This window comes from Agathobacter ruminis, assembly GCF_002735305.1.
Classification (GTDB): Bacteria; Bacillota; Clostridia; order Lachnospirales; family Lachnospiraceae; genus Roseburia; species Roseburia ruminis.
Window position 1 is genome coordinate 1 of sequence record NZ_PDYG01000116.1, and the last position, 725, is coordinate 725.

At 47.9% G+C, this 725-nt stretch carries 1 protein-coding gene; it reads left to right on the top strand.

Translation table 11 applies throughout. From position 1 onward, the window contains the following. Positions 1-63: 63 nt before the first annotated feature. A complete protein-coding gene (locus tag CSX02_RS11125) occupies positions 64-531 on the top strand; it encodes a P-loop NTPase family protein (protein WP_189281548.1) in 468 nt (155 codons plus the stop codon). The last annotated feature ends 194 nt before the right edge of the window (positions 532-725 follow it).

A 725-nucleotide genomic window follows, 5' to 3' on the forward strand; every position in this document is an offset into this window, starting at 1 on the left:
GATTCACAGTAAACATGCGGCTTTTAGCCGTCTTCACCGTATATCGGTGAATAATTCAGGCTTATGAAGGAGTTTCTGGAAGGGTTCCTGGATCGGCTTGAGACAAAGACAGAGCCGAACGATGGCGAATATCTGTCTGAAGACGGACTGCTTTACTGCGAAAAATGCCATACGCCGGTACAGTGCAGGAAGATGTTCCTCGGAAAGATACGCACGCTGTCCTGTGTATGCAAATGTAAGCAGGAGGAAATGCGCCGGGAGAAAGAGGAGGCGGAAGCCAGGGAACAGATGATTCAGATCCAGCGGATGAAATCTACAGGGATCCAGGAACGGCATCTGTTAGATTGGCGGTTTGATACAGCGCAGGAAACAGACACGATCAGATGGGCAAAGAAATATGTTGCGGAATGGAGAAAGGTCAAGACGGAAAACCTTGGCCTTTTGCTTTGGGGCGACGTTGGTACAGGAAAATCCTTTGTGGCAGCCTGCATTGCCAATGCCCTGCTGGAACAGATGCGTTGTCTGCAGTGATGTGTCATATCTTTCTAAAACGGAAAAAGAATGGCCGTTTATTCAAACAATCGGATGTATCAGGACAACCAGAATTCTGGAAATATTGGATGAAAACGGAAAAGATATCACCCCGAGCCCAGAGGAATTCCGAAGCAAAAGCCGTTTCCAGCGATTTCGCCTACGATTTTGCCTTCGACTTTGCAGGATGCATG